Here is a 23,845-nt window from a genome sequence, read left to right as displayed (position 1 = left end):
ACGGTATAAGAGGTAAATTAATGCTCCTATAATGTTGAAACTATATTTTGATGGTTTAATCGTTACTTAAAAAAAGGTTTGTTTAATGTTTTTTGTATCATGAATCTATTGTGAGTACGTCTTAATCCATGAAAGGAAATTTTCCTTACTCCTGCTTTTTTAATTAGTAATTCAAATTGGTTATTTAAAGAAATTGGTTTCATTAAAGTACCGTTCTTGTTAGGGAAAACAAGGCTGAACCCGTTATTGTAGGCATCACCCATGTCAATTTTCCATTGTTCTTGTTTCTTCATATGGGTATCCAACTTATTAATAATATGGGCTGGTAACTGAATAGTTCGTGGTATTCGGTACGTAAAAGTTTTGTATTGGCCACTTCCTATGCGTTCAATATATCTTTTAACTGTTAATGTTCCTTCCATTAAGTTCACATCGTCCCACGATAATGTGCAAACCTCACCTAATCTTAAACCAGTGTAAAGTACAGTATCATATAGTACATCCTTATTTTCTTTTTCGGCTAACTCAAGAAATTGCTTCGCTTCGGTATAGCTCCAAGGTTCTTTTGATTCCATTTGATTGTATTTTGATTTAACTTTCAAACTTTTATTGAAGAGAGTATCTTCGTTTTGTAGTAAATTTGCTTTAAATTCCTCTGCTTCTTTTAATGTATTAAACACTTTGCTTCTTAGCATCCGCTTCCCAAATTGATTTTTACCCTGATCGTAAATAACCTGATATTTATTCTCTTTTACTATTCTTATTGTCATTTTAATGACCTCCTGTTTATTATGATAATTTACCTAACCCGTAAGTTTCTGAAACATTATAGCTACTGTTTTTTAAAGTTTTAAGACCTTTGAGTATATTTTTTAAAAATATTTTACGAGATATTTCTTATCGTCATAATAAATAGCAGCTGGGGCTTCAATATAGGAATATGATATATTATTAAGTAAGAAGAAAAATTTTGGGGGTCATATAATGAGCAAGTTGACATTACAAGAGCTAGAAAAAACGTTATGGGATGCGGCTGATATTTTACGTGGGGAATTGAACGCCGCTGTATATAAAGACTACATATTTGGGTTAATGTTTCTAAAACGAATGAACGACCAATTTTCAGTTGAACGGGAAAAGAAAAAAGAAGAATTTGTTTCACAAGGAATGGACTTAGAAGAAGTTGAAATGTTATTGGAAGAACCAACAATGTTTGAAACATTCTTTGTACCACCTGCTGCTCGCTGGGAAAAACTCAAGAATCTTACATTAAATATTGGACCTGAGTTGGACAAGGCATTTAAAGCTATAGAGGATGAACCCAAAAATGCTGAATTAATAGGCGTATTAACTACAGCTAATTATAACGATAAAGAGAGAGTACCAGATAAGAAATTATCTCAACTCTTGCTTTTATTTGATAAACATAACCTAGCATATGAAAACCTTGAGAACCCTGATGTTCTTGGAGACGCGTATCAATACCTTATTAAACAATTTGCAGATGACGGTGGAACTAAGGGTGGGGAATTCTATACTCCACGTGAAGTGGTAAAGGTTTTAGTGAATATATTAAAACCACAAGAAGGAGATCGTATTTACGACCCAACAGTTGGTAGTGGCGGTATGTTAATTGAGTCAATGCACTACATTAAAGATCATGGTGGAAATGACCGAAATGTTTCCTTATTTGGCCAAGAAATTAATTTAAGTACATGGGCTATTTGTAAAATGAATATGTTGTTCCATTTTGCTAAGGGTGCTGATATTCGAAAAGGCGATACAATCCGAAACCCAATGCACACGGAAGGCGGAGTACTAAAAACATTTGATGTTATTTTAGCTAATCCTCCTTTCTCTCTTAAAAACTGGGGAGTGGAAGAAGCAGAGAGCGACGCATATAATCGTTTTTCTTATGGGATTCCACCAAAGTCATATGGAGATCTTGGATTTGTATCACATATGGTAGCTAGTATGAATCAGAAGGGAAAATTAGGTACAGTAGTTCCTCATGGCGTGTTATTCCGTGGAGGTTCTGAAAGGAAAATTCGAAAAGGATACTTAAAAGATGATCTTATCGAAGCAGTAATTGGATTACCGTCTAATGTGTTTTACGGGACAAGCATTCCAGCCGCTTTAATTATTATAAATAAAAATAAGTCTGTAGAACGTAGAAATAAAGTGCTGTTTATAGATGCTAGTCAAGGATTTGTAAAGGATGGAAATAAGAATAAACTTCGGGAAGAGGATATAAAAAAAATTGTGGATGCCTTTGATAAATATGAGGACATGGAAAAGTACTCGGCTATTGTTGAGTTAGAATTAATAAAAGAAAATGATTACAATTTAAATATAAGTCGCTATGTAGATACGACTGAGGAAGAAGAAGAAGTTGCTATTGCGTCGGTTATTAACGAAATTAACAATATTAAACAAAAGTACGTAGCTACCGAGAAAAAATTAAATAATTTTTTAAAAGAGTTAGGGTATGAAACAATAAAATAAGAAAGGAGATATAGAATTGGAGATTGAGTTTCAAAGAACAGGTATTGGTGAATTACCAAGTGAGTGGGGAATTGGAACTATGAAAGACATAGCAGAAATAAACCCGGAATCTCTTTCATCTAATACCCCTGCAAACCAGATAATTGAATATATTGATATTGAAAGTATAAAAGAAGGAAAAGTACAAGGCACAAAACTGTTAGAGTTTAGTGATGCTCCAAGTAGGGCGCGTAGAATTACAAGAAAGAATGATGTTATTGTTTCAACAGTCAGACCCTATTTAAAGGCATTTGCATTGATTAAAGAATCAAAAAAGAATTTAGTTTGTTCAACTGGATTTGCTGTTATACGTTCTAAAGAACAGCAAAGTGCTGAGTTTATTTACCATTACACCTTTAGTCACACATTCCTTAGTCAATTATTACGAAAAATGGTAGGATCAAATTATCCTGCTGTAAATAAATCAGATATCGCTGAAGTTTTAGTTCCCATACCTACTTTGGAGGAACAACAAAAAATTGCTGAAATACTTACAACTGTTGATGAGCAAATTGCTCAAACTGCTCAACTAATTGAAAAAACTTTAGAACTTAAAAAAGGATTACTGCAAAGATTATTATCAAAAGGCTTAGATCACAAGGAATTTAAGGATAGCGAATATGAAGAGATTCCTATTAATTGGGACTTAGTACCTTTAGAATCTTTGTGCGAAAACATTACATACGGATTTACTAACCCTATGCCTGAAACAAATAATGGTCCATATATGATTACTGCTAAAGATATTGTTAATGGAAAAATAAACTATGATACTGCTAGAAAAACAGATATAAATAAATTCAATAGTGAATTAACACCTAAGAGTAAGCCATTATTAAATGACTTGCTAATAACAAAAGATGGTACTCTTGGTAGACTCGCAATTGTAGATAGAGAAGAAATATGTATAAATCAGTCTGTAGCAACTCTTAGGTTGAAACATGACTTAATAGATGCACGTTTTATTTACTATTTATTATCATCTAATAAAATGCAACAAAGAATACTATTTGATGCTGGGGGATCTACAATAAAACATATCTATATTACTAAATTAGCTAAGATGAAAGTTCCAATTCCCCAATCTATAGAAGAGCAACGGGAAATAGTGGAAATACTTTCAACTGTTGATGTAAGTATAGATTATTATAATAAAAATCAGCGTAGTCTCCAAGTATTAAAAAAAGGTCTTATGCAACAACTTTTCACCGGAAAAATTCGCGTGAAAGTATAACGGGGGATCATTATGGCTAATTATCTAGGAAACGAAGAAACGCTTGTTGAGTTACCCGCCATAGATTATCTTCAAAACAAGCTAGGTTATAAGTTCGTTCATGGTGAAAAATTGACACCTGAACATAATGAACGAGAATCAATGAATGAAGTGATTCTTATTAAGCGTTTAAGAAATTCAATTAAACGATTAAACCCTTGGATAGATGAAACAAATTTGAATAAATCAATTCGTTTTTTGTCTAGGGCTGAGCAATTAGGCACTAACTTGTTAGAAATTAACGAGCGGATTTACGATGCACTCGTTAATCTGAATTATGCAGTTGGCCAAGATTTAGATGGAACTGGAAAAAAGAATTTCCATACTGTGGAGTTTATTGATTGGGAAAACGTTGAAAACAATGATTTCTTAGTGACAAGGCAGTTTGTCCTTCAAGGACCTAATGAAAAAATCATTCCTGATATTGTGATCTTTATTAATGGAATTCCAGTTGTTGTTCTAGAATGTAAATCTCCTTTTCTTGAAAAGGGTAAGAATGAGAATATCGGAAAGAAGGCTGCCTTTGAGCAACTACGTCGATACATGGATTTAAGAGATTCAGATCGTATTGAAGGTGCGCCTCGTTTATTCTATACAAACTTTTTCACTGGTATTCTTAATAAATACAGAGCCTATGTTGGTACTATCAGTTCCCAATATACTCATTATGTGGAATGGAAGGATCCATATCCATATACTAAGGAACAAATTGAAGACGTAGGAAATAACGGTCAAAATGTTTTCTTGCAGGGGCTATTGGAGAAGCATAACTTGTTAGACATTCTTCAAAACTTCTTATTATTTGAGGTGGATACAACATCTTCGAAAAAAATCAAGAAGGTATGTAGGTATCAGCAATTTCGTGCAGTAAATAAAGCATTAGATCGTTTAGTGTATGGAAGAGATTCTGTTTCCCGTGGTGGAGTAATTTGGCACACACAAGGATCTGGTAAGTCACTTACTATGGTTTTTTTAGCTAGAAAAATTAGACGAATACAAGAACTATCAGATGCTACAATTGTCGTCGTAACGGATCGTGTGGATTTAGATAAGCAAATCTATCAAACATTCCTTAGAACTTTGTCTACCATTACCACACCAGTACGAGCAGATAAAGTCAGTGTAATGAAGGAATTACTTTCAAATGCTCAACCACAAATAATTATGACTACGATACATAAGTTTCAAAGTGATGAAGAAGAGCAGGAGATTTTAAAAGACTCAACACAGCAATCGGCTCTGGTTCTCGAAAAGGAGTTTCCAGTTCTCACATTGAAATCAAATGTAATTGTCATGGCTGATGAAGCACATCGTAGTCAGTATAAAGGTTTTGCGCGAAATATGCGTCATGCTTTACCGAATGCTGCCTTTATTGGTTTTACTGGTACTCCGATTGAGAAAGAGGATAAGTCAACACCACGTACATTTGGATCATATATTGATAAGTATGGCATTCAAGAAGCGGTTAACGATGGTGCAACAGTCCGAATTGTATATGAAGGCCGTAGACCAGATTTACAGGTTAAAGCCGATACGTTGGAGCAATTATTTGATAAGGCTTTTGAAAATCGCACTGATGAAGAAAAGGAAGCAATTAAGCAAAAATATGCAGATAAGAAAGCGATTGTTGAGGCTGATGAAAGAGTAGATGATATAGCAAAGGATATGTTGCGACACTATAAGGAATCTATCTACCCAAATGGTTTCAAAGCTCAAATTGTATGTGTATCCCGTGAAGCAGCAGTTAAATACTACAATGCATTAAAAAAATATATGAAAGAAATTATGGGGGAAGATTTGGATGTTAAAGTCATTTTTTCAGGAAATCTAAATGACCCACCACATTTAAAAGAACATTTTACAACGAAAGCAGAACAGGAAGATATCATAAAGAAGTTTACAAAACCAATCTCAGAAAGTAAGTTATGTTTTATTATTGTAAAAGATATGCTGCTAACCGGATTTGATGCTCCTGTTGAACAAGTTATGTACTTAGATAGACCATTAAAGGAACATAATCTACTTCAAGCTATTGCTCGTGTTAATCGCACATACGGGGATAAGAAGAAGTGTGGTTATGTAGTAGATTACTATGGGATTTCCAATCACTTAGAAGAAGCCCTAAAGGTTTTCGATAAAGAGGATTTGGGCGAACCGATGGAGTCGTTAGACGGTGTTCATAAACAGATGCTATCCTACCGTGAAGCGGTTATGGGAATGTTTAAAGGTATTGAGAAAGATAACTTAGATGAACTCGTAAAACAATTAGAACCAGAAGATAAGCGAGCAGAATTTGAACTTGCATATAAACGATTTGCAGGAACGATGGAGCAACTTATGCCCGGCCATGTATCTACTGATAATACGAATGATTTAAAGTGGCTTTCTTATATTCGTGCAGCAGCCAAGGCTAGATTTGAACCAGATACAAAGCTTGATATAGCGGACTGTGGAGAAAAGGTGCGTCAGATTATTAATGAACACTTAACTTCTCAAGGTGTTCAACAATGGATAAAACCAATTACTTTGTTTGACCAAGATTATCAGGCAAAACTTGAAACGTTAAAGTCAGATGAGGCAATAGCTTCTAGTATGGAACACGCTGTTAAACACGTAATAAGTGTTAAGATGGATGATAATCCTGTCTACTACACATCCTTATTAGAAAAACTTCAACAGATTCTTGAAGAGACAAAGAATAACTGGGAAGAAAGAAAGAAACAATTAGAAGACTTTATTAATAAAGATGTAAAAACGGGTGAGACTGAAGAAGCGGAAGCATTAGGACTATCCAAAAAAGAGTATGCCTTTTTTGAGGTAATCAAAAAACACCTTCTTGAACCGGAAGAGGTTTCTCAAGCAAGTCACATTAAAGAATCTTCAGAAGTATATATTAGCCAAGATATAATTGATTTATCAAAAGAAATGGCACAAAATGTTGCTGATATAGTAGCTAGCACATGGGTAGTTGATTGGACTACCAACCCTTCTAAGACTGCAGATATTGAAAGATCTATCTTTATGATGTTAACGACTAAGTATTTTAAAAAAATCAAATTAGAAGTAAGAAAACAACTGGTAGGTCCTCTTTTACAATTAGCGAAAAAACACTTTGCAACAAGAGAATAAGAGGTTGGGAATATGATGATTCGTTCTATTGAATATGGTACAAGGACAATTGAATTTTCAGTAGAGTTTCGTAAACGCAAGTCTATGGAGATTAGTGTTGAACCACCAAACATTGTAAATGTAGTGGTCCCCTTAGATACAACTGTAGAAATGATAGACCAAAAGGTGAAAAAGAAAGCACAATGGATTGTACAAAAGTTATTTCTATTTAAGGATATGGAGTATCAAAAAATTAATAGAGAACTAGTAAATGGAGAATCCTTTATGTATCTCGGACGTAATTATTCTTTGCAACTTATTAAGGATGAGAACATTAAGGAACCAAATGTGAAACTCTTTCAAGGGAAATTCTATATAACCACGCCCAATATGAATCAAGACCAATTAAGAGCAGCATTAGAGAAGTGGTACAGAGAAAAGACTCTTGAGAAAGTATCAGAAAAAGTTAGTTATTTTCAGCATCTATTTAAGAAAAAGCCCAATGGAATAAAAGTAAAGGAACAACATAAACGTTGGGCGAGTTGCACTTCTAAGAATGAACTGTTATTTAATTGGCGTTGTGTAATGGCACCTTCTCACGTGATTGACTATATTGTTGTCCATGAGATGTGCCATATGTATCATCCGAACCATTCACAAGAATTTTGGGATCTACTTTCTTCTGTCATGCCGGATTATGAGAGAAGGAAGGAATGGTTGAAGAATTTTGGGGTTAGGATGGATTTATAATTTGTTGAGGGTTTCCTAAAAGATGGAAACCCTATTAATATTAATTTTTATAATGAATTTGGAGTGAAAGGTAGGAGGAATTATGCAATCACCTGATCTCATTACTATGAGTTACAAAGAAAAACTAAAGGAAATAGTTGAGAGAAGTTATAGCATACTATTAGCACAGATTTCAAATGGTAGAATTACTATTGATAATGAGGCTTCATTTCAATTGCAATTTTCATACATATTAAAAGTAATAGGTGAACTGCACCAGTTTTCTCCAAATGATTTGTTTACGATTAAATTAGAAACACCTTTTATATCCGAAATTGAATTAGCCAAAAGTAAGTCGAAAAAGGCAAATATTGATATAACAATAGCGTTAGAGGATCGTTTGCAACCTGCGAGTAAAACTTCTTGTGCAATAGAATTAAAATACTTTCAAAAATCAAATCATCGGGAACCAAATAATCGATATGATGCATTTATAGATCTTGTTAACTTGGAAGGATATGTATCCTCTCGCCAATATAACTTTGGTGTCTTCATTTTAGGCACAGATCACACACACTATTTTAGTAAAGAAAGTTATTCTGATTTAACGAAGGATTTTGATATGAGAGATGGGAAGACTTATAGTGCTAATACAGAATTAGTATATAGAACAGAAACACCTCATGGTCCACCTATTAGGTTAAAGAATGACTACTCATTTAATTGGGACCAAACTAATGAAGGATACTTTTTGAAGTTGCTTATAGATTAGTTACATAAGAAATTGTAAGAATTGGGTATATACATTTGACGCTTACGATATGCAGATTAAGTTTTGTATAGTCGGATATAATAGTTAATGTCGTATGAATTGCAACAAGGGCATTAAATTGAAAAAATCCAGTACTAATTAAAGTGCTGGATTTTTCTACTTAGTCAAATTCGGATAAGTCTTCATAATGGTCTTCTGCACGTCCAGCGGGATATACACGTTTTGGATATTCAAGCCCACCATCAACCGCTACCTTTCCGCAATCACACCTAATAAAATCGTATGTGTTTTTAGACTCAATCACAGTTCCGCAATGTTTACAACGAATACGATTTGTCTTTAATTTTTTCACCACGTATCCCCTTGTCATGTTACTATTTTACTTCCTAGTATATCATGCATACGCAACAGGATTTATTGTATAAGTTCAAAAAGTCATTTAGAAATATAAACAATTTGATACTTTATCAAATTAATCCATAAATTGTTGGTATATTCTTCTTCTATTCATCACATAATGGTATACGAATTTTAAATTAATTTAAAGGATGAAACAACGACTGCTATATATAAAAGGAGTTAAGATATGGACTTCTTTAAAGTACTGTTTTATATAAATACACTAGCCATTAGTCTTAATATTGGTGTAACATATATGGTTATTGTTAATCTGATTTTTAGCCAACCCATTCATCCATTTACTATTGCAGGCTTAGCCTTTGGTTATGCAGTTATGATTAAACACAACTTCGTCTTTCATGAATTATGGGACAAGTGGTTTAAAGACAAGGAGAAATAACTATATATTTGGTTGGCTAAAAATTAGCTTTGGGTAGAAAGATTTGTAAAAGAACAATATTATCCCTTCACAGACGGATGCAATGAATAATGTTGAAATTGTAAATCAGACTTCCTGCTACTTAAAAGAGGTGAATCATATGCACTATTTCAATAATAATATTAATAATTATATTGAAGAACTAGAAACAACCACTAAACAACAAAATCAATTACTACAAAAACTAACTCAATCCATTCAAAAAGAAGAAAAGCAGAGCCTTTCTTTAATTGGAACAGTAGGAAAGTTAATTGAATACGGATTAAATAAGAAAGAAATTATGGACATTACCAATCTCTCTTCGGAAGGATTCGAGAATCTTGTAACAGAAAATAGACGTTTCCAACTTCCTTACATTCATTTGAATGAAGAAGAAACAATAGCATTTCAACAATTTCTTCGTGAGATTCATGAAGCAGAAGATATCCATGATCTTATTAACGGAGAGAAAGAACATTATCGAATCAAGTTCATCCAAAGCATTCTTTATCGTTATCAACAAGAAGCAACAAATGTTTTACCAGAAAGTGATGATAATATCGACATGATGGTGTCATATGTAGAAAAAGAATCTAAAATGCAGAAAGCAAGGGAGGCTTGCTACTCCATTCTCCGTATCTTTGGAAATGAAATTAAAATGAAGCGAGAAGAAGTGCTAATGCATGATTCTAAAATCATACGGTAAAGAAGTTAGCTTCACCTGATGTTTACATTATAGTTTGATTTAATTATTAATCAAATGATCATTTTATTTTTACCAATATATTAAGATAAATAGTAAGGATAATAATAGATTAGTAATCTAAATCATAATATGATTCATTAGTGAACATGAAAACCTTTAAGAATCCTTTACACAGCAATGTTTTTAGTGGGATGTTTGAAAATTAATTTCAGGTAAACTATAAAACGTGCGTTGAAATTATACTATTTTCTAGTCTAAAGTGAAAGATACCGGTAAAATATAAAAGTTTAATAGATACTATATAATTTTCCTAATATAAACTGGGACTTTTTATGAATTTCATTCACTTATTGAAGGTGAAACACATGCAGTAGCAAGTAAATTACGAGAATCCACTTTATAAAAATTTATAATAGAAAAACTAGGCATGACAAATAACCTTTCTCCATGTGGGCAGAAAGGCAGAATTTTTATTTTGTTGTTTTAAAAAAGTATTGATCCAAGTTTTCGAAAGCGAAGGTCTTAAAAATAAATCATACTTAAAAAAGCCTTAGATCAATAGCTAATTGTTTTATAAGGATTATAGAGTAGTAGTTCTCTATGGGATTTATTGTTTTGATTGGCTTTAGAAACTGTATCACGCTCTTTTTGTGATAATTTCTTTTGTATGGCAAGATAAACTACTTTATTCCGACTATTACCATGAGTTTCAGCCTCATCTCTAAAGATTTTCTCCACTTTTTCTTTAAATTCATACCATGTCTTGTCTAGCTGAGTTATTTGTTCATATATGAAACTATTTGCCGCTTCAAATTCACGATCTAATAAGATAAGGTTGTCATTAAATGATTCTTCGGTAATGTAAGAAACAAGTGATTTACTGTCTTTAAGAGCATGTTTTAAGTTTAAAGATTGATATGGAAGAGTATTTACTTCATTAACATATTCATTTGTCACTTGATCAAAAAATGCCCTTATTTTTTCTTCAACTCTAGGAATTACATAATAGTTTTTAATTGTATTAGCAAATTCACCATTTTCCATTAAATATTGAAAGGCATGGCTTCTATTACTGAAAAATTCCTTTAAACTGTCACGATATAATTGTATTCCCACATTCCCAAATTCTTTATATATTTTCGCTTTTACCATATGAACTTTTTCAAGTACTTTTACATCAAAACTATCTAAACTGCAGCCATATTCTTTTGCGATAGATTTTAAATCCTGTAAAGTTGACAATCTTGTCATATCGTAAATATCACAAATCTTATCTTTTGTAACTAAATCCTTTGAGATACGGATATGAATGATTTTATGTTTTTCTTCCTTATGACTTATACGCTGCTTTCTTTTACCTTTTTTGCCGGCGAAAGTATATAATCTATCTTTAATTGTTTTAGTATCCTTATTGATCACCTCACTGCTATTTCCAAGCCGCACCTCAAATAAGCCTTTTTCTATTAATTCTAAAAGGTTATTCATCATATCTTCGAAGCTTATAAAGAAGCTTAACTTTACATTTTTTGCATTAGAGCGATTTTGATAAAGGTGTTCCAACGCCACGGAATGCTCTGTACCGGGTAACTTCGCTGTTAAAATATAGTACAGAAAAAGTAATTGTCTTTTATATGTCTTTTTAAATTCACTAGATTGAAAGAAATTATATATATTAATATAGTGAAAGCTGTGGTTATCAGCTTTTGAGATAGTATTAAGATTACTATATAAATATCCATCTGCATCTTTATGAATCAATCCAACACTTTCCAATTTGTTTAGTGCTTCATTGATCAAGCGTGGAGTCATAATATTCGCTTCTTCAATTTGTTCTTTTGTAACGTTAATACGTCCATCTAAATCTGTATTACCTGCTAAGTAAGGAATTAGACGTAGAGAAACAGATGATAGTAGTTTTAGTACCTTTTGTTGTTTTAACACTTCTCGATTTAACATTGTCATGATTTGTCCTCCGTAAAATTACACAAAAAGAAAACCCCAAATCTAAATACGCCTTTGTAGTTCCAAAGACTTATTTAAGATTTGGGGTTTTCCCTTTATATTATTTAATTTTATCTTTTGCTAGTTATTTTTTAATATTATTTTAAGAAACTAATACTAGTATATATCAATAATAGATTTTTTTCTAGTCTTAAATCTTTTTTGATATAGTTTATAGATTTGATTTTTCCCTTGCAATGCATACTTTATCGAGTGCATTTTAAATCGTTAAACATCTGTAAAGCTGTTCTTATATTGTACCTTTTTCATTCGGAAATTTAAATATTGAGTTGTAAGTGAGTAAAGTATAATAACTATCTATTTTGTCTAAAATGTCTAATGTTGAAAGGAGTGGGTGATATGTCTAAGAATCAATTAACCAATTATGATATACATGATATTTTTAAGATAACAGATGAAGAAATCTTGCAACCAGAAGATATAGCAAATTTGATTAATATGCATGTTGAAAGCGTGAGAAGATGGTGTAGACAAGGAAAACTACCATCATATAATTTTGGAAATAAGTATATTATTGTTGGGGAAGATTTTAAAAACTTTATGAAGCGGGCAAAAGTAATACCAAGTTGGGAGCGTTAAAATGGGAAAGGAAAATGCCATTCTATCATTTTTTAAAGAACAAAAGGTGGATTATATTTATAGTTCCAAGGAGCAGGTTATTATCATTCCTTGCTTCGAGTGTTTAAATGAGGTTAAAATGTGTTCAAATACAACGAATTGGAAATGCTCCCATTGTAATAATAATGGAAATCTACTAAGTCTTATTAGATTTCTTAGTAACGGCCATATTTTAAAGGCAAAAGTGTATAATCCAAAAAGGGAGAAAAAGAAGATTAATAATATGATGCAAAATCTAATCAAGCAATCCCCAGAAATGACAGATAGGTTAAGTAATATTGAATGTAAAATCAATGAATTATTGCAGTATTATGAGAAGAAGACCTCGTAGAATGTTCACGAGGTCTCTCTATCGTTTTGGTTTTTATTAAAATACCACCGAAATAAAAATTCTTTAAGATCTTTTCCAAGTATTTTATAATGTCCAGCTGGAGCAATTATCCGTAACTTCTTATTACGACACCATCTTCGTACAGTTTCAGGATGTACTCCTATTAGTTCACTAATATCTTTTGGTGTCAAAAATAAATCGTCATCCAAAAGTTCAAATATTCTTGGCAAATTTGTCTCTTTATATTCAATTGAATTATTGGTTAGGTGTTTGTCATCATTTGTATTTGTATTCATTGATTAATTCCCCGCCTTATATCGTAAGTAATGCGCTTTGCTCTCTTTTTAGTTTATTAACTTCAATAGCCCATTCTTTAACACTCATCGTTTTTGGTCTTGTCTTTAACTCTACTAGACGATTTTCTATCTGATTAACACGATTAGATTTTTCTTTTGATTGCTCTTCTAAAGTAGGTGCTTCTGGAACTGATTCATTATTTTTTGGTTTTTTATGTCCCTGTTTTATTTCCCATAAATCTAATTGCTCATGATTCCACGGGAAATTAATTGTTAAATCTAGTACCTTATAAAAATCATCTTCTCCGATTAATGCAGAGTAATAATCATCACCAGTTGTTGAATCTTTAGGTTTATGCCTCATTTGATATTGTGCTGCTATTTTTTGTATTTCTCCATTAAGTCTCGGTATAGGTAAATAAGTTTTAGATATAAGGTTATTCATAGAATGACGAGATGATTTTAATAGAAAGTTTTCTCTTTGTTCAATGCTTAGAAATTCTAATAAAGGTCTAATTCTATTAATGAATTCTTTGACAATTATGTTATAAGGGATATCTGGAAAGCCAGTATTTGGTCTAAAAAGGTAACCATATCCCTGTTTGTTTGCAGAACCTTGTTTTGAATAAAGCTTTTGTAAATACTGATTAATTAATGCTACGGTGTCTTTTGGTATAGGGGTTCCAAAAACAACATGAGAAGGTGAATTTTCATGCTTGGATGCTTCAACAGGTAGTCTTAAAACTCCCCAACCTCTATCATTTAGTTTTAATAATCCTTTTTCATCTAATAGAAAATGCTCAATACGGACAAGTACCATTTCTTCTGGTCTTAAACCAGTAGTACATCCTAATTGCCATATGGCAGCATTTTTAATTGGATTTCTAGCAATGGGATCCGATAATATTAAATCTTTTACTTTTATCATTTGTTCGGGTGTAAGAAATGACTTCTTTGTTTTAGATTCATCGAGAGTAAACCACTTTTCCCCCTCTCTAGGAAATTGATTTAAAAATTGTTTAACTCGTAGATTCAAGGCTAAAAACTCCCGATGCTTTTCTTCACTTATGACTGCTTCTAATTCTAGTTGTTGCAAATAGTAATAATAGAATTGTTTTAAGTTTAATAAATAATTCTTTAGAGTCGCTTTCTTTCTCTTTGAGGATAAATAAAAATAATCGTCTACTGTAATGGAAAGAAAGTCGAAAACATCTGGGTCAAATCTATCTATTAGATCTTTATTGATTCTTTTATTCACAATAACTTCCTCATCTAGTCCACAACGTCCACTAATAATTAATACAAAGGCACTTGAGATTATCTCTTTCATGTTTTTAAGAGTTTTATCTATGTGTGCAATATTATCTTTAGAACGGAATCCATTAAAATCAATAATCCCATTATTTTTTCTAAAGTTAAGAAATTTATCAATAGCTTTTTTTTGGTTGTTATTTAAAAGGCTATATCTTGAAACTATACTCTCCTTTATCTTATTCTTGTCAGCTAATATTTGGTTTCCTCTTATCTTAGGTAATGCAGCCAGCACTTCTTTCTCATCGTATAAATTTGTTCCCTTTAAATGATCAGGTTGAGGTAGCCATCCTTGTCTTGCATATCTAAATACTGTTTCTCTAGTCACTATAATATCTATATTTTTTGTACATATCTCGTTAATAGTTTTATAATTTCCGACGGTCAAAGATCGAATAAAAAAGTAGTTAAAATGATTTTGATCTTTTTTGACAGGTGGGGTGATTTTAGGGATACTAACATATTTTCCTTCCCACTTTCCATCTTGAATTTGATTCATTAGTTCACCAAAGGTAATGCCTAAATATCTAGACATAAGTAACGCGTTTATATGCTCATCACTTTCATTGTATTTTTCGAAGAGAGCCTTATTTTCTTCATAATAATCCTCAATCTGCTTTAATAATCTTCTGGGAATTAGAGTCAAATTCTTAGAAACCATTATTTGCGATGAAAATACTCCTTTAGAAATGATATAAGCAATGTTGCGTCTATCAGGTTTTATTAACTTTACAGCTTCACTTATGCTTAGGTACTCATCATTAGACTTTCTCAATTTAAAACCTCCGTAACATATTTGGTATTAATATTCTCTCCAGAATAAATGTAAGACAAACACACAATACGCATAAACAGACACAAATTAAGGTTCAATGTTGGCGGGCATTGGATGCTGATGTATGTGTGCTTGTGTGTTTTGTGTGTAAATATATTAGCATCTGAATTGACATATTCTAACCCTATTTTTATAAAAACTTTATCTGCAATAATATGTATATCAAAAAGGTTGGATAAGTAATAATGAAAAGGGGGAAATGTCTTAAAACATATTGCAAGCGGTATTTTTATAAAGTTAATTTTGGAAGAATACGCATTATTTTAAAAAAATCAATAGTCTTATAAATATGTCGGTGGAACTAGATACTACTGACTTTTTTTATGTAGTTTTATAGAAAATTACTTGAGGTTAGAATATTGGAATTGGAAGTGAACAGCTGTATCTGTAATTAAACGCATTATGAAGAAGGTATATTTTTTAGTTTTTATGTTCAAGTTTTAGTTAGGTACCAATGTACATCTGAATAATTATGCTAAAAGGTTCTTTTATCGGAACTTATACACCTGTTGCTTTAACTTATAAAACCCTAATAAGGATGATTAAGGTGAATAATAATGATACTTATAACGATATTATTATTGAAGAATTGCTGGATCTGACTTTAAAGCGGAGAACAAGTGAAATAAAAGAATTGTTAACAAATATAGACAAAAATAGAAAGGGAGTCATATTCGAGGAATACATGAAAAAGTTATATGAAGGTAACGGATGGATCGTAAAATCAACTAAACACCTCAGATATGACTTTGGGGCTGATTTGCTCATTTACCACCCGAAGAATCAAGACCAAAGTAGTAATACTACATCTGTTTCTATGGTTGTACAATTAAAAAATCAAACAAAACCATTGACAGTGACAAAAACACGTGAAGAAATAAGAAGGTTTGAAGAAGAATCTAGTAAACAATATAATTGTGGCAACTTTATTTTGGTGAGTATCGAAGGATTTACTAAGGATGCATACAGTTTGTTATTTGAGTTTAACACAAAGCTATACAACTGGGATTATATTGAAATTTTGATACTTAGTTATGATGAACGAAAGTCTGTGCCGGAAATTGATTTATATAATCATAATGAAAAGACATATAAGAAAGTGGTTGAATTATTTGATGAATTTAAAAGGGTCTGTGTTATTCAAGCTACTGGTACTGGAAAGAGCTTGTTAATCGCGAAGTTGTTAACAGATATGTTTGAAGAAAATAAGGTTGTGTTAGCACCAAAGCAATTTATTTTAGATCAGCTTCAAAACCACGCTATCTGGTCTACTGATAATACAATTTTTATGACATACTCAAAAGCAATGAATCTATCTACTGATGAAATAAAAAAAATAAATCCATCTTTGTTAGTTCTAGATGAGTTCCATAGGGCTGGTGCAGAAGAATGGTCTAAAGGCGTTGAGAGAATTATTGGCCTTCAAGAAAATATGAAAATATTTGGTACATCAGCAACCCCTAAACGATATCTCGAAGGAAGGGATATGTCCATAGAGCTATTTGACTCAATTGTGGCGACAAAATTGAGTCTATCCGAGGCCATTTCAAGAAAAATATTACCCCCGCCACGTTACATTTCAGCTATTTATACTCTAAAAGAAGTGACAAAAGAATTAATGGGAAAAATCGAGACTTCTCATAATACTGTCGATGATAAAGCTGATAAATTAAGAAAACTGGAGAACTTAAACCTTAACTTTGAGAAAGTCTATGGGATACCAAATATTATAAGAAAGTTTGTTAAAAGTGATGATAATAAGTTTATAGTGTTCTGTCGGGATAAAGATCACCTTAGAGAAGCGGAATGGATGGTTAAAAGCTGGTTTCAAAAGTCTGGCTTAGATAAAAGAATCGAAACACTTTCGATATACTATGAAGAACCCAATAGCGAGAAAACGCTAGATAACTTTAGAAATGCTAAAAGGAAGGATGTAATTTACCTTTTATTTAGTATTGAGAAGTTAACCGAGGGAATACATATAAACGATTTGTCAGGTGTAATTTTACTAAGAAAAACTGCTTCTGGAAATGTTTATCTCCAACAAATTGGGAGGGCCTTTAGTGGAGAATACAGTAGAAGACCAATTATTTTTGACTTTGTTAATAATTATAAAGATTTAAAAGGAAATTTCATTGCTGGCTTAAATGATGCAATTGAAAAGGAAAATATTAAACGGGCAAAAGCTGGCCTACCTAGCTATCATCCAGATGTCTTAATTCATGATCAACTACAAGAAATTAAAGAGTTGTTTACGAGTATAGAAATTAGTCTGTATGACCTTTGGGACGCGAAGTATCAACAACTTATTGAATATAAAGAAAGAAACGGAGACTGCTTAGTTCCTAGTACATACAGTCAAAATCAGCAGTTAGCTCACTGGGTAAATGCACAACGAATGGCCTACCAACGTAATCAACTTGAGGAAGAAAAGATAGATAAACTTGAGCAAATTAACTTTGTCTGGTCTGCGCGTGACTATTATTGGGAAACAATGTTTAAAGAGTTGTGTTTGTATAAGGAAGCAAATGGTGATTGTTTGGTCCCAGATAAATACGACTCTTGTCCCAAATTAAGTAACTGGGTTAGAGTACAAAGAAGTTTGAAATTAAGAGGTGTACTTTCTGATGATAAACAAAAATTACTAAATGACGTTGGATTTATTTGGGACGTCTTAGATACAAGATGGAATGATTTGTATGAAAGATTAAGAAAGTATATGGAGCAGAGTATTCAAAACAAGTTTGATGTATCCATCATCCCAAACGATATAGAATTAACTAAGTGGATAAAACAACAGCGAGTTCACTATAGGGAAAAGAAACTTTCCGATGGAAAAATTAGCAGATTGAATTTATTAGGCTTTGTATGGGACCCATATAAATCTAGATGGGAAAAGGCCTTTGAAGAACTGATAGAATATAAAGAAGTAAATGGTAATTGTTTGGTACCCCAAAGCTTTGAGAACAAACAACTTGCTAATTGGGTGTCAGTCCAAAGGGAGAATTATAAGAAAGGAAAATTGTCCAATGAAAAAATCCAATTACTTAACGAAGAGGGATTTGTATGGGATCCATACACTTTAAACTGGGATAGAATGTATAATCGTTTATTGGAATACATTAAAAGAGAAGGGGATACTTTAGTGCCACGAAGATATAAAGAAGATGCAGAACTAGGAAATTGGGTTTCAGTGCAAAGAGAAGCTTACAGGAGAAGGAAACTTGCAAAAAATAAAATCATAAAACTAAATGAAGTTAAATTTATTTGGGAACCTAACGATTACAAGTGGAACTTGATGTATCAAAAATTATTACACTATGTAGAACAGAATGGAAACGTAAGCATACCTAGACGTGGCGAATTCTATAGATTAGCCATGTGGTTAAAAAAGCAGAGAGCCTTATTTAAAGATGGTTCGCTAAAAAGTAAGCGATATTTAACGCTTAAAAATATAGGGGTGAATTTTACCGAAAATAAGAAAAAAGGATCCTAAAGGGATCCAGATTATGAAATGAAACAAGGATATTAAACAGAAAAATCCAGAACTAATTTGAGTGCTGGATTTTTCTGTTTTCTTTCTACAAAATTATATTATAAAAGCCTCAGTGAGTACTACTTACGTCTATTAAACTATTTAATCCCTATCCCATTGTTGGCGATAGTCTAGACATGCCCATTTTGTCACTTTATCTTTTTTAAACTAGATATTCTGCAAGTATTTGAGTTGAGTGATTGGTTAGTTTAAGTTTACAAAATAACAACAACCTTTTAAATATCTTGTCAAAATATGAGTATTATTGACAATTCTAACCAATAGATACAAAATGGTATTAAAGTATCATTCTTATTTTCCCGCTTTAGTAATAAATATGCATATTTACATAATTTAGGTCAAATTGAATTCAACTAAGAAAAGCAGAAGTAAATCCTTTATTTGGAGACTTCTGTTTTTTTATTAAACAATACTTATAAGACAAAATAGGATTGTAGATTTCTTCACTATGATACCCATACGAATGTAGATAAATTAATATAAGTAATTTAGTAGGGGGAAGCAAAATGTACGTTTCTAATAATGAAAGACCGGAATTTGAGCTTTTTATTTATGAACATATTGGTAGATATTTGAAGTCTCAATCTGTGAAAATGCACGGATTCATACATACATTTACTTTATATAAAGAACAACTTCAAGCTACTATAGATTTGTTAAAAGTAAATAATATTAAGAGTTACAAGATATTAGAGACGGATGAAGCTGACTTTGATAAAGACATAATAAAAGTAAAATATTTAGAACAATATCCAATTGATGATGAAAGAGAACGAAAAAGGTTCTCAGAAATTAGAAGTAGGATAATGGAATGGCATTTACATTGGTCCTCAGTAAATATTTACAATGGTAATTTAGATGATTTTAATGATATTGATACTGGCGAGAGGTTTTCTTATTTTATCTTGGATAGAAAGCATCTAGACGATGTGAGAAATATTGTAAGGCATGTTCTCAAGATTGAAATTGATATTAATCATGTAGATGTAAAAAACGATGATTATGGGATTAATGGACTAATTTGGTTTAAAGTTCCAAATATAAATTATTACCCTAAGAAGAGTTATACTTCTACTTATGAAATCCTCTGTTTACTAGGAGAAAGTCAAATTAATCATTGTATTTACAATGATAGAGATGGCAAATTCACATTAGATATTCGCATGAAGGAAAAGGATAATAGGCATTCTGAAGTTAAATTTAGAACTGATTTAGGATTAGTGTTTAGATCTACTTGGGAAGCTAACTTTGCTAGATTATTAAACTATCTTGACATTAACTGGGGGTATGAGCAAGATTCGTTTTTAGTTGAGTCTGACTATTTGACTACTAATTACCTTCCAGATTTCTTTTTAGAGGGTAATACAATTGTTGAATTAAAAGGATTTTGGGATACAGATAGTTTAAAAAAAGTTAGTTTATTTAAAGAACAATATCAAGATTATAGACTGATAACAATAGATGCTGATATGTATTATACATTAGATAAACTGTATGGTGAAAAGATAAAAAAGTGGGAAAACAGTACAATAAATAGGAACAAGGAAAGAGTTGCAGTGGTCGGTATAACAAGACCGGAGAGAAGAGAGTATGTCAGTAATATAAAAATAGGTGATGAACTACTTCTTATTAGAGATGCTTCAAACCCTTATGATCAAAATGCAATTTTAGTAGTTAATAATGAAGGAAACTCTATTGGTTTTATTTCTAAAGACTGGGCTTCTATTTATACTGATAAAATAGATTTAGGAATGAAATTTAAAGCAACAGTAAAGGAGAAAAAAACAAAGGTAATAAAAATTGATTTGGAAAGGGTTAACTATGAAGAAAATTCACTTTACACATTTTTAATGCCTCAAGATGCTTAATATATATACTAGTCTTGTCTAGAACGTTGAAATAAATCCATTCTCACGGGAAGGGGAAGCCTTTTTGAATAGAATTGAAAAGCTCCATTGGGAAAAATATAAAGAGATTCAAGAAGTAACAGAATTAGAAATAATAGATACAGAGTATTATAACGAGTCACAAGTTGGATTGAAAAAAAGAAGTGGACGAAGAGTAGGCAACGATGTAGCAAGGTATAACATCAAATATCCTAAGAAAATCCTAGTTTATGATAAATCTATTGATAAAAAGCATTGGATTAGTGTGGTAAGTGAAGAATCCTTTAAATATGTAACCGGAGAATATGACTATAGTGAATATATAGAACATAGAAGACGCGCAGTATTTATCCGGATTAGTAGTCTATTATTGCTTATAGTTTCCCTATTTGCGTTTGGCTTATGGATAGAATATTTTTGAAAAACTCTTACTATATTAAACTGCGGAAGAGTCTAATATACATAACTTATACTAAATTTTTTATTAATGTATTAAAAGCCTTTTTTATTATATTTGAAAGTAAAAGCACTTTTGTGACTGCTAAACTAGAGTAGACAGTTATTGCTAGATAAAAAGAAACACTTATTTACCCAAATATACCAATAAAATATAGGTACTTTCCATTGTAAAATGTTTATATCCTAAAACATACAACAGTGGAGGTAACAGAAGGTGGATAAGTGGGAAATGTATATGGAAATTAGTCAGTTAATCAAAAAGGGATTCAGTAAGACGAAGGTGGCAGACAAGCTAGGAATATCACGTTCAACAGTATATCGTTATCTAAAAAAGTCTCCTTCGGATATGTCTGAGTGGGTAGAGTCACTTCAGACGAGGAGTAAGAAATTAGATGCTTATAAAGAGCTGATATTATCTTGGTTAAGGGAACATCCAGATATGTCAGCTGCACAAGTAGAAGATTGGCTAAAAGAGAAATACGAAGATTTAAAAGTAGGTGAAAGTACAGTTCGATTATATGTTAGAGAGCTTCGAGAGGAATATAAAATAAAGAAGGAAACTTCACCACGAATATATGAGGCTATACCTGATTCACCTATGGGTGAACAAATACAAGTTGATTTTGGTCATACGAAACAGAAGGCAGTCGATAATAAGGAAGTAAAACTAAACTTTATAGCTTTTGTATTATCTAATTCTAGATATAAATATAAAGAATGGTTAGATAGGCCTTACACTACCCAAGATGTCATAAAAGCACATGAAAATGCATTTAGGTGGTTTGGGGGGATTCCAAGTGAATTAGTATACGACCAAGACAGTTTAATAGTCGTCAGTGAGAATGGTGGGGATTTAATATTAACGCAAGAGTTCCAACAATATAAAGAATCTAGGAATCTAACCCTTCGTGTTTGCCGCAAGGCTGATCCAGAGAGTAAAGGAAAAATCGAAAATGTAGTTGGTTTTATTAAACATAACTTCGCTAAACATCGGGTATTTCATAACATTGATTCTTGGAATGAACAGGGTTGGGAATGGCTCAATAGAACTGGAAACTATAAAGTTCATCATACAACAAAAAAGAGACCGGTCGAAGTGTTTTCCCTGGAAAGACAACACTTAAGACCAGTCACCAAAAATCTAGATATAAAATATAACTATGAAAATAGTATAACAAGATGTGTCCATAAGGACAATACTATTCGTTATTTATCTAATCGTTATTCTCTTCCGTTGGGGACGTTTGGCAAATATGAAACTCTCTGCATTAAGGAAACCGAAGAAAAGGCATTAATCATTTATAGCCCTGAAACAGGTGAAATCATCGCAAAGCATCATATCCCTGACGGGAAGGGATTATTGATTAAAGATAGGAAGCATAGCCGAGATAGGACAAAAGGTATCGATGCATTTATGAATACCGTTTCCCAGCAATTTAATGACAATGGGATAGCTTATGATTATCTACAAACAGTAAAAGAAAAGTACCCTCGATATATTAGGGATCAGCTCCAAATGATATTAAAAGAGACAAAAATAAATAACAGGGAAATTCTATCGGCAGCATTGAATGAGTGTATCAAAAGGAACCTTTATGGTGCAACAGATTTTAGCGATGTCGTTGCCTATATAAAACGACACCGACAAATAGAAGATACAGTGAATGATACCGATGAGAATGTAACACGAATAATAGGAGTTTCTGGATGGGTTGTAGAGACGGAGGCTCAAAAAAGGGAATTAGATGCCTATACTTCCATACTGGAGGGTGAACCAGTATGAGTCAGCTAAACCAATTACAAGAGTTGATGAAGACATTACGTTTAACGGAAACAGCAAATCACCTTCCTGCATTAATTAGAGAAGCTGAGCAAAAGGATTCCTCCTTTACTCAGTTCCTCTTAGATGTAGCAAAATATGAACAAACTCGCAGAGAAGAAAAGCAATTAGAAAAACGATTTAAATGGGCTACATTTCCCTTCCAAAAGACACTAGAAGAATTCAATTTAAAAGAACAGAAATCTTTAAGCAACAAACAATTGAATAGATTGAAAGATTTAACGTGGATAGAACAGTTGCACAATATCATTCTATTAGGACCACCAGGTAGTGGGAAAACTCATATATCAATCGGGTTAGGCATTGAAGCGTTAAACCAAGGTTACAAGGTTATCTTTACTACGATGGGAGATCTTGTCCACGTGCTGAAAACGGAGGAAATCACACGTAAATCGCAAACCAGAATGAAAAGAATAAGAGAAGCTGATTTAGTCATTATTGATGATTTGATGTTTATGGCGATGGATCAACAGGAAGCTAATATGTTTTTCCATTTGATCAATGATTTATATAATCAATCATCTATCATTTTAACATCAAATAAAGGCCCAAAAGAGTGGGGAGAATTATTAGGTGACCAAGCAATTACTACAGCTATATTAGATAGAATTTTACATCGAGTTGAAATCATTCATTTAAATGAAGATAGTTATCGAATGAAACATAGATCGACTATATTTGGGCAAGAAAGTGTTTCAAATTAATGAGCATAAATTGTGTCTTTTTACTTGACGGTCACAAC

Annotated in this window: 19 protein-coding genes; 14 read left to right on the top strand and 5 right to left on the bottom strand. The window is 32.1% G+C overall.

Translation table 11 applies throughout. The annotated features are described in order from the left end of the window. Positions 1-62: 62 nt before the first annotated feature. Positions 63-770, bottom strand: a complete 708-nt coding sequence (locus TE34_RS17355; protein ID WP_047986089.1) for a tyrosine-type recombinase/integrase — start codon at positions 768-770, stop codon at positions 63-65. Positions 771-984: 214 nt separating this feature from the next. On the opposite strand from TE34_RS17355, the gene TE34_RS17350 reads away from it, so the two are divergent. The 5 genes from TE34_RS17350 to TE34_RS17330 all read left to right on the top strand — a co-directional run bounded on the left by TE34_RS17350 (position 985) and on the right by TE34_RS17330 (position 8,426). Continuing rightward, on the top strand, positions 985-2,505 hold the full coding sequence (locus TE34_RS17350; RefSeq protein WP_047986088.1) for a type I restriction-modification system subunit M: 1,521 nt from the start codon (positions 985-987) through the stop codon (positions 2,503-2,505). 16 nt (positions 2,506-2,521) lie between these two features. Further along, a complete protein-coding gene (locus TE34_RS17345; RefSeq protein WP_047986087.1) occupies positions 2,522-3,778 on the top strand; it encodes a restriction endonuclease subunit S in 1,257 nt (418 codons plus the stop codon). A gap of 12 nt (positions 3,779-3,790) precedes the next feature. Further along, on the top strand, positions 3,791-6,946 hold the full coding sequence (locus TE34_RS17340; protein ID WP_047986086.1) for a type I restriction endonuclease subunit R: 3,156 nt from the start codon (positions 3,791-3,793) through the stop codon (positions 6,944-6,946). A 12-nt stretch (positions 6,947-6,958) separates the two neighbouring features. Continuing rightward, complete coding sequence (locus TE34_RS17335) at positions 6,959-7,675, top strand: M48 family metallopeptidase (RefSeq protein ID WP_201777706.1); 717 nt, start codon at positions 6,959-6,961, stop codon at positions 7,673-7,675. Between the two features lie 82 nt (positions 7,676-7,757). Further along, positions 7,758-8,426 carry a hypothetical protein gene (locus tag TE34_RS17330; protein WP_047986085.1) on the top strand — a complete coding sequence of 223 codons (669 nt, stop codon included), beginning with the start codon at positions 7,758-7,760 and terminating at the stop codon, positions 8,424-8,426. Positions 8,427-8,586: 160 nt separating this feature from the next. On the opposite strand, the gene TE34_RS17325 is transcribed toward TE34_RS17330, so the two are convergent. Next, positions 8,587-8,778 (bottom strand): DUF7695 domain-containing protein, encoded by a 192-nt coding sequence (locus TE34_RS17325; protein WP_053075125.1) that lies wholly within the window; start codon positions 8,776-8,778, stop codon positions 8,587-8,589. Between the two features lie 234 nt (positions 8,779-9,012). On the opposite strand from TE34_RS17325, the gene TE34_RS17320 reads away from it, so the two are divergent. Both TE34_RS17320 and TE34_RS17315 read left to right on the top strand, forming a co-directional pair. Next, complete coding sequence (locus tag TE34_RS17320; RefSeq protein ID WP_047986083.1) at positions 9,013-9,225, top strand: hypothetical protein; 213 nt, start codon at positions 9,013-9,015, stop codon at positions 9,223-9,225. A gap of 139 nt (positions 9,226-9,364) precedes the next feature. Then, complete coding sequence (locus TE34_RS17315) at positions 9,365-9,949, top strand: hypothetical protein (protein WP_047986082.1); 585 nt, start codon at positions 9,365-9,367, stop codon at positions 9,947-9,949. Between the two features lie 555 nt (positions 9,950-10,504). On the opposite strand, the gene TE34_RS17310 is transcribed toward TE34_RS17315, so the two are convergent. Further along, the gene (locus tag TE34_RS17310; protein ID WP_047986081.1) at positions 10,505-11,911 is read right to left on the bottom strand and encodes a hypothetical protein; all 1,407 of its coding nucleotides are present in this window, start codon (positions 11,909-11,911) and stop codon (positions 10,505-10,507) included. Between the two features lie 399 nt (positions 11,912-12,310). Between TE34_RS17310 and TE34_RS17305 the strand changes: the two genes are divergently transcribed. After that, a complete protein-coding gene (locus TE34_RS17305) occupies positions 12,311-12,550 on the top strand; it encodes a helix-turn-helix domain-containing protein (protein WP_047986080.1) in 240 nt (79 codons plus the stop codon). A 1-nt stretch (position 12,551) separates the two neighbouring features. Continuing rightward, positions 12,552-12,920 carry a hypothetical protein gene (locus TE34_RS17300; RefSeq protein WP_047986079.1) on the top strand — a complete coding sequence of 123 codons (369 nt, stop codon included), beginning with the start codon at positions 12,552-12,554 and terminating at the stop codon, positions 12,918-12,920. Between the two features lie 5 nt (positions 12,921-12,925). Here the strand turns inward: TE34_RS17300 and TE34_RS17295 are convergent, their stop codons facing one another. Together TE34_RS17295 and TE34_RS17290 are read right to left on the bottom strand one after the other, a co-directional pair. Then, positions 12,926-13,216, bottom strand: coding sequence for a helix-turn-helix domain-containing protein (locus tag TE34_RS17295; RefSeq protein ID WP_047986078.1), 291 nt, complete (start codon positions 13,214-13,216; stop codon positions 12,926-12,928). A 16-nt stretch (positions 13,217-13,232) separates the two neighbouring features. After that, positions 13,233-15,302, bottom strand: a complete 2,070-nt coding sequence (locus TE34_RS17290) for a site-specific integrase (protein ID WP_047986077.1) — start codon at positions 15,300-15,302, stop codon at positions 13,233-13,235. Positions 15,303-15,909: 607 nt separating this feature from the next. Between TE34_RS17290 and TE34_RS17285 the strand changes: the two genes are divergently transcribed. From TE34_RS17285 to istB, 5 genes are all read left to right on the top strand, one after another. Further along, on the top strand, positions 15,910-18,858 hold the full coding sequence (locus tag TE34_RS17285; RefSeq protein ID WP_047986076.1) for a Helicase associated domain protein: 2,949 nt from the start codon (positions 15,910-15,912) through the stop codon (positions 18,856-18,858). A 566-nt stretch (positions 18,859-19,424) separates the two neighbouring features. Beyond that, positions 19,425-20,786 carry an HIRAN domain-containing protein gene (locus TE34_RS17280; protein WP_047986075.1) on the top strand — a complete coding sequence of 454 codons (1,362 nt, stop codon included), beginning with the start codon at positions 19,425-19,427 and terminating at the stop codon, positions 20,784-20,786. Positions 20,787-20,850: 64 nt separating this feature from the next. Next, positions 20,851-21,225 (top strand): hypothetical protein, encoded by a 375-nt coding sequence (locus TE34_RS17275; protein WP_047986074.1) that lies wholly within the window; start codon positions 20,851-20,853, stop codon positions 21,223-21,225. A gap of 252 nt (positions 21,226-21,477) precedes the next feature. Next, positions 21,478-23,046 carry an IS21 family transposase gene (istA, locus tag TE34_RS17270; protein ID WP_047983503.1) on the top strand — a complete coding sequence of 523 codons (1,569 nt, stop codon included), beginning with the start codon at positions 21,478-21,480 and terminating at the stop codon, positions 23,044-23,046. Further along, entirely contained in the window at positions 23,043-23,807 is a 765-nt protein-coding gene (gene istB, locus TE34_RS17265; RefSeq protein WP_047983502.1) for an IS21-like element helper ATPase IstB, read from the top strand. The genes istA and istB overlap by 4 nt, the downstream gene beginning before the upstream one ends. The last annotated feature ends 38 nt before the right edge of the window (positions 23,808-23,845 follow it).

The sequence above is a fragment of the Ornithinibacillus californiensis genome (assembly GCF_001038485.1).
GTDB classification, from domain to species: domain Bacteria; phylum Bacillota; class Bacilli; order Bacillales; family Amphibacillaceae; genus Ornithinibacillus; species Ornithinibacillus californiensis.
Note: the sequence above shows the minus strand (reverse complement) of the source record. Positions and strands in the feature narration are given on the sequence as shown.